Source organism: Clavibacter lycopersici, from assembly GCF_003576405.1.
Taxonomy (GTDB): domain Bacteria; phylum Actinomycetota; class Actinomycetes; order Actinomycetales; family Microbacteriaceae; genus Clavibacter; species Clavibacter lycopersici.
Window position 1 is genome coordinate 1 of the sequence record NZ_QWGT01000176.1, and the last position, 5,913, is coordinate 5,913.

The window sequence follows — 5,913 nt, forward strand, 5'->3', positions numbered from 1 at the left end:
CGAGTTCGCGTCGCCCGCGCGCACGATGCGCGGCGCCGCCCGGCGCGTGCTCCGGCCGGGCGGCTTCGCCCCGCCGCCGCTGCTCCGCGGCGTGCGCGTCTCGGCTCGCGTGCAGGACGGGTGGCACGTGTACGAGGTCGCGCCCGCGGGCATCGCCTCCCGACGACGCGTGCTCTACGCGCACGGCGGCGGCTGGGTGCACGAGATCACCCCGTTCCACTGGTGGCTCGTCGCCGGCCTCGCCCGCCGCGCCGGAGCCGTCGTCACCGTGCCCATCTACCCGCTGGTCCCGTCGGGCACGGCTGCGGAGGTCGTCGCGCGCACGGCGGATCTCGCGGAGGCGCTCGTGGCCGAGGTCGGCGCGGGGCACGTCACCCTCATGGGCGACTCGGCCGGCGGTCAGATCGCGCTGTCGACCGCCATGGCGCTCCGCGACCGGGGCGTGCCCGCGCCGCGCGACGTCGTGCTCATCTCGCCCGCGCTCGACCTGTCGTTCACGGATCCGCTCATCGCCCGCATCCAGCCGACCGACCCGTGGCTCGCGGTCGACGGCATGCGCGCCGCCGTGGAGTCGTGGCGCGGCGACCTGCCGGTGGAGGATCCGCGGGTCAGCCCGCTGCACGGATCGCTCGCGGGGCTAGGCCGCGTCACGGTGTTCACGGGCACGCACGACATCCTCTTCGCCGACGCGCGCGCCTTCGAGCGGAAGGCGGCCGCGGTCGGGCACCCGGTGCGGATCCACGTGGAGCCGAACCTCCTGCACGTGTACGCGCTCATTCCCATCCCCGAGGGCGCCCGCGCGCGCGACGCGATGGTGGAGCTGCTGCTCGCCTGATGCGCCCGACCTCGCGGCCCGCCCGGCGCCCACGGCCCGCCCGGATCGCCGGAGGAGAAGCGGCGTACGTTCGAGGAGCGGGCGACGAGGCCCGGTGCGCTCGGAGGGATCCCCATGACCAGGACACACAGGACGCTCGCGGTGATCGCGGCGGCCGCCACGGCCACGCTGCTCGCGGGATGCGGATCCGGCGGCACCGGCGCGGCCGACGCCTCCTTCACCACGGAGGCCACGGGGACGCTCGAGGCCTGGGCCTTCGACGGCGCCGACGACGTGGGCGAGGCCCGCCTCGCGCACGCGGCCGACGCGCTCTCCGACGTGGAGGTCGACCTCGACTCCACCGCGTTCGACGCGCAGAAGTTCACCACCCGCGTCGCGAGCGGCCAGACGCCCGACGTCGTCCAGATGGACCGCCAGTTCGTGGCGACCTACGCGGCGCAGGACCTCATCCTCCCGCTCGACGAGTGCTACTCCGTGCACGACGTGGATCCGGAGGAGCGCTTCTACGAGTCCGTCACGAACGACATCCGCTACGACGACGCCATCTGGGCCGTGCCGCAGTTCTTCCAGCCGCCGGCGATCCTCCTCAACGAGCGCGTGCTCGGCGCGGCCGGCGTCTCGGGCGACCAGTTCGACACCTCGAAGCCCGACGAGCTGCTCGACGCGGTCGGCGAGGTATACCGGGAGTCCGGCGGCGACCCGTCCGTGCTCGGCCTCGACGCGGTGCCCACCAGCCAGGCCGCGCTCTGGATGCTCGGCTTCGGCGGCCAGCTCGTCGACGACGACGGCAAGCCCACGCTCGACGACGACGCCAACCTGCCCGGCCTCGAGTTCCTGAAGGAGCTGTCCGACGCGCAGGGCGGCTACGCCAAGGGCAAGAGCTTCACCGACGCGTTCGACACCTTCGGCGACGGCAACCAGTTCGTGAAGGATCAGGTCGGAGCGCAGATCGACGCCCAGTGGTACCTCAACGTGGTCGCGCCGTACCGCGACGACATCGACATCTCGGCCGTGCCCTTCCGCGACCAGGACGGCGAGCCGTTCGCGGTCGCCGGCGGATCCGCGTTCGTGATCCCCGCGGGCGCCGCGAACAAGGACGCCGCGTGCGCGTGGATGCTCGACCTCACCAGCCAGGAGTCGTGGGAGGCCGCGGGCGACGTGCGCGCCGCGACCGTGACGGAGAACGGCGGCATCAACACGGGCCTGTTCACCGGATCCCCGGCCGCCGACCAGGCCATCCGCGACGCCCACGTCGTCCCGAGCGGCGACGACGGCATCGACCAGGCGATCGCGACGTTCTACGACGTGGTGGCGAACGGCCGCTCGATCGGCGGGTCGCCGGCCGGGCAGCAGATCCAGAGCGAGCTGCAGAACGCCGTCGCGTCGACGCTCCTCGGCGACAAGACGCCGGAGCAGGCGCTCGCCGACGCGCAGACGGCGGCCATGCGGGCCTACGAGCAGGCGGCCCGCTGACCCGGCGCTGACGTGCACATGGCGTGATCAGGGCGCCCGGCTACGGTGGAGACCGGGCGCCTTCCCGCGCTCCCGGACGAGGGATCAGTACCCGGAACGCGACAAGACTGGCCAGGAGAAGCAGCCATGTCGTGGATCGTCCTCATCGTGTCCGGAGTGCTCGAGGCCGTCTGGGCCACCGCCCTCGGGAAGTCCGCCGGCTTCACCAAGGTCGGGCCGTCGATCGTCTTCGGCGTCACCGTCGTGCTGAGCATGGTCGGGCTCGCCTACGCGATGCGCGAGATCAGCACGGGCACCGCGTACGCCGTGTGGGTCGGCATCGGCGCCGCGCTCACCGTCACCTACGCGATCGTCACGGGCGAGGAGCCCGCGAGCGTCGTCAAGGTGCTGCTGCTGCTCGGCCTCGTCGGCTGCGTCGTCGGCCTCAAGGTCGTCGACACCGGGAGCTGACCCGACGGTCCGGCCCGCGGGTCAGGCGCGCATCCGCCGGTCGGGCTGGACCATCTCGGCGGCGACGTCGTGGATCCGCCGGCCGCTGCTGCGCGCCTGGCGACGCAGGTACGCGAACGCCTCGTCGGTGCTCACGCCCATCCGCTGCGCGAGCGCGCCCTTGGCCTGCTCGATGACGACGCGGCTGTCGAGCGCCTGCTGCAGCTGGTCGGCGACCGCCTGGCCGCGGTCGATGGCGTGCTGCTGCAGCACGCTGAGGGTGGCGGCGTCGGCGAGCGTCTGCACGAGCGCGGCGTCCCGGTCCGAGAGAGCGCCAGGGGTCGGCGCGAACAGGCACAGCGATCCGAGGGTGCGGCCGCGCAGGCGCATGGGCGTCGCGTGCACGGCGCGGAAGCCGCGGTCCTCGGCGATGCGCGCGATCTCCGGCCAGTCGTGGGGCGCGGTCGCGAGGTCGGGCACCTCGACGGGTTCGCCGGTGCGCACGCAGTCCATGCACGGCCCCTCGAGCGCGCCGAGCTGCGCCTCCTCGACCTCGGCGGCCCGCTCGCTCGTCGATGCCACGACGTGCAGGACGCCGTCGCGGTCGGCGAGCACGATGCCGCCCTCGGTCGCCGAGGTGTGGTCGACGCACGCCGTGACGAGGTCGTCGAGCGCCTGCGTGATGTCGGATGCCGCGAGGCTCTCGGCGAGGGAGATGAAGAGGGTCCGGAGGTCGGCTTCGTGCGCGTTCACCCTTCGACGTTAGACGTGGCGGCGGATCCGGGTCGGAGGGTTGACAGGGCGGTGCGCCCCGTGCCCGCCGGTCCGCCCGGCTCAGCCCTTGCGGCCCTGCGTCGCGATGCCCTCCACGAAGTAGCGCTGGCCGAACGCGAAGAGCACGAGCATCGGCAGGGTCACGAGGAGCGCCGCGACCATGACGAGCTGGTAGTCGCCCTGCCCGCCGTTCGTCGGGCTGAACGCGGTCATCGCGTAGGAGAGTCCGAGCGGCACCGTGAAGCCCTCGACGCTGCCGGCGTTCAAGTAGATGAGCGACGCCTGCAGGTTGTTCCAGCTGGCCTGGAACTCGAAGATGAAGATGATGACGAACGACGGGATCGACAGCGGCAGCGCGATCCGCCGGAACATCCCGAAGTAGCTGGCGCCGTCGAGCCGCGCCGCCTCGAACAGCTCCCGCGGCAACCCGAGGAAGAACTGGCGCTGCAGGAAGATGTAGAAGGCGGATCCGAACAGGTTCATGCCGAACAGCGGCACCCAGGTGCCGATGAGGCCCAGGTTCTTCCAGATGAGGAACTGCGGCACCATCGTCACGGCGCCCGGCAGCATCATCGTCGCGAGCACCAGGCCGAACAGGATCCTGCGCCCCGGGAACCGGAAGTACGCGAAGCCGAACGCCACGAGCGCGCTCGAGATCGACACGAGCGCCGCGGAGAGCAGCGCGATGGCGAGGCTGTTGCCCATCCAGCCGAGGAGCGGCAGCTGCTCCCACACCTCGACGTAGTTCTGCGGCGTGAACGTGCGCGGCCACAGCGCGTTGTCGAAGACCTCGCCGCGCGGCTTGAGGCTCGCGGCGAGCAGCCACGCGAACGGGTAGAGGAACAGGAGCGCGAACCCGACGAGCAGCGCCGTGATGAGGGCGCGGCCGATGCGGGAGCGCACGCGGCGGACGCGGTCGGGGTCGGTGCGGCGGGGGAGCGGATCCCGCGACGGCAGCGGCGTGAGGGCGGCGGCGAGGCGCGGATCCCCGGTGGCGGCGGCGGGCGCGGCCGTCGCGGCGGAGTCCGGGGTGCGGTCGGTGACGGCCATCAGCGGTCCCCCTCGTAGTAGACGAACCGGTTGCTCAGCTTCACCTGGATCAGCGTGATGACGAGCACGATCACGAACAGCAGCCAGGCCATCGCCGCGGCGAACCCGAAGTCGAACGACCGGAACGCCTGCTGGAACAGGTAGACGCCGTAGAAGAGCGACGAGTCGGGCGACGCGTTCGTCTGGTCGCGCCAGAACAGCAGGTACGCCTGGTCGAAGACCTGCAGGGCGGCGATGGTCAGCACGACCACGTTGAAGAAGATGGCGCCGGAGATCATGGGCACGGTGATCGCGAAGAACTGCCGCACGGGACCTGCGCCGTCGAGCGACGAGACCTCGTAGAGCTCGCGGGGCACGTCCTTGAGGGCGGCGAGGAAGATCACCATGGTGCCGCTCACGCCCCACAGCGTCATGAGCACGATCGACGGCTTCACCCACGCGGGGTCGATGAGCCACTGCGGGCCGTCGATGCCGATCGCCTCGAGCCCCTCGTTCACCGCTCCCGTGTTGCCGTTGAGCAGCAGCAGGAAGACGCTCGCGGTGGCGACCGTCGGCGTCATCTTCGGCAGGTAGTAGAGGGTGCGGAAGATGCCGGCGCCGCGGCCGAGGCGGGCCAGGAGGATCGCGAGCAGGAGCGCGAGGCACACCTCGAACGGCACCGCGAGGACGCAAAAGAAGAGCGTGTTGCCGAGGCTCAGGGCCACGCGCGGATCCGTGAACAGGCGCTCGTAGTTCGCGGTGCCGACCGGGGTGGCCACGTCGGTGGCCAGGTTGTAGTCGCTGAACGACACCACGAGGCTGTAGACCATCGCGCCGAGCGTGAAGACGAGGAACCCGATGATCCACGGGCTGATGAAGAGGTAGCCGGCCACGGCCTCGCGGCGGGCCATGCGGGAGCGGCGGGGACGGGGCGGCCGGTCGGCGGAGGATCTTCGCGCGGGGCGGCTCGTCGTCGTCATGGTGGTCCTCGTCGACTGGTGGATCGGAGCGTCGTCGCCCCTCCCGCCGACCCTACAGCTGCTTCTCCTCGGCGTCCGAGGCCGGATCCGCCGCCTGTCCGGCGGGCGTCGGCGGCGCGTCCGTCGGGCATCCACGGCGGTGCGCACGCACGGACGCCCGCGCTCGGGGAGCGCGGGCGTCCGGTCGTGCTCGGTGATCAGCGGCGGCGGCGGCGGGTGCGGACGGCGATGACCGCGACGACGCCGGCCGCGAGGGCCGCCGCGCCGAGGGCGAGCTCGATGACGAGGCGGGCGCCGTCGCCGCCCGTGCGGGGGAGGTGGCTGCCCGGGGGCGGCACGTCGCCGGGGGGCGTGGTGGACGTCGGCACGCCGGAGGTGGGCGTGGGCGTGGGC

At 72.4% G+C, this 5,913-nt stretch carries 6 protein-coding genes, 1 pseudogene and 1 riboswitch; of the genes and pseudogenes, 3 read left to right on the plus strand and 4 right to left on the minus strand.

Annotated features, from left to right (window positions below; all coding sequences use genetic code 11):
- From DZG00_RS11265 to DZG00_RS11275, 3 genes are all read left to right on the plus strand, one after another.
- The coding region (locus DZG00_RS11265) for an alpha/beta hydrolase fold domain-containing protein (protein ID WP_119455634.1) at window positions 1-835 on the plus strand (835 nt) is incomplete at its 5' end.
- A 114-nt stretch (window positions 836-949) separates the two neighbouring features.
- The gene (locus tag DZG00_RS11270) at window positions 950-2,308 is read left to right on the plus strand and encodes an ABC transporter substrate-binding protein (protein ID WP_119382369.1); all 1,359 of its coding nucleotides are present in this window, start codon (window positions 950-952) and stop codon (window positions 2,306-2,308) included.
- A gap of 51 nt (window positions 2,309-2,359) precedes the next feature.
- Window positions 2,360-2,424: riboswitch (guanidine-III (ykkC-III) riboswitch) on the plus strand.
- 10 nt (window positions 2,425-2,434) lie between these two features.
- Window positions 2,435-2,758 carry a DMT family transporter gene (locus DZG00_RS11275; RefSeq protein WP_119382370.1) on the plus strand — a complete coding sequence of 108 codons (324 nt, stop codon included), beginning with the start codon at window positions 2,435-2,437 and terminating at the stop codon, window positions 2,756-2,758.
- A 21-nt stretch (window positions 2,759-2,779) separates the two neighbouring features.
- Here the strand turns inward: DZG00_RS11275 and DZG00_RS11280 are convergent, their stop codons facing one another.
- The 4 genes and pseudogenes from DZG00_RS11280 to DZG00_RS11295 form a co-directional block, all read right to left on the minus strand.
- Complete coding sequence (locus tag DZG00_RS11280) at window positions 2,780-3,490, minus strand: GAF and ANTAR domain-containing protein (protein WP_119382371.1); 711 nt, start codon at window positions 3,488-3,490, stop codon at window positions 2,780-2,782.
- Between the two features lie 81 nt (window positions 3,491-3,571).
- Window positions 3,572-4,561 (minus strand): carbohydrate ABC transporter permease, encoded by a 990-nt coding sequence (locus DZG00_RS11285; protein WP_119382372.1) that lies wholly within the window; start codon window positions 4,559-4,561, stop codon window positions 3,572-3,574.
- Window positions 4,561-5,520 carry a carbohydrate ABC transporter permease gene (locus tag DZG00_RS11290; protein WP_119382373.1) on the minus strand — a complete coding sequence of 320 codons (960 nt, stop codon included), beginning with the start codon at window positions 5,518-5,520 and terminating at the stop codon, window positions 4,561-4,563. The genes DZG00_RS11285 and DZG00_RS11290 overlap by 1 nt, the downstream gene beginning before the upstream one ends.
- A gap of 197 nt (window positions 5,521-5,717) precedes the next feature.
- Window positions 5,718-5,913, minus strand: a pseudogene (locus DZG00_RS11295) (ice-binding family protein); the annotation flags it as partial.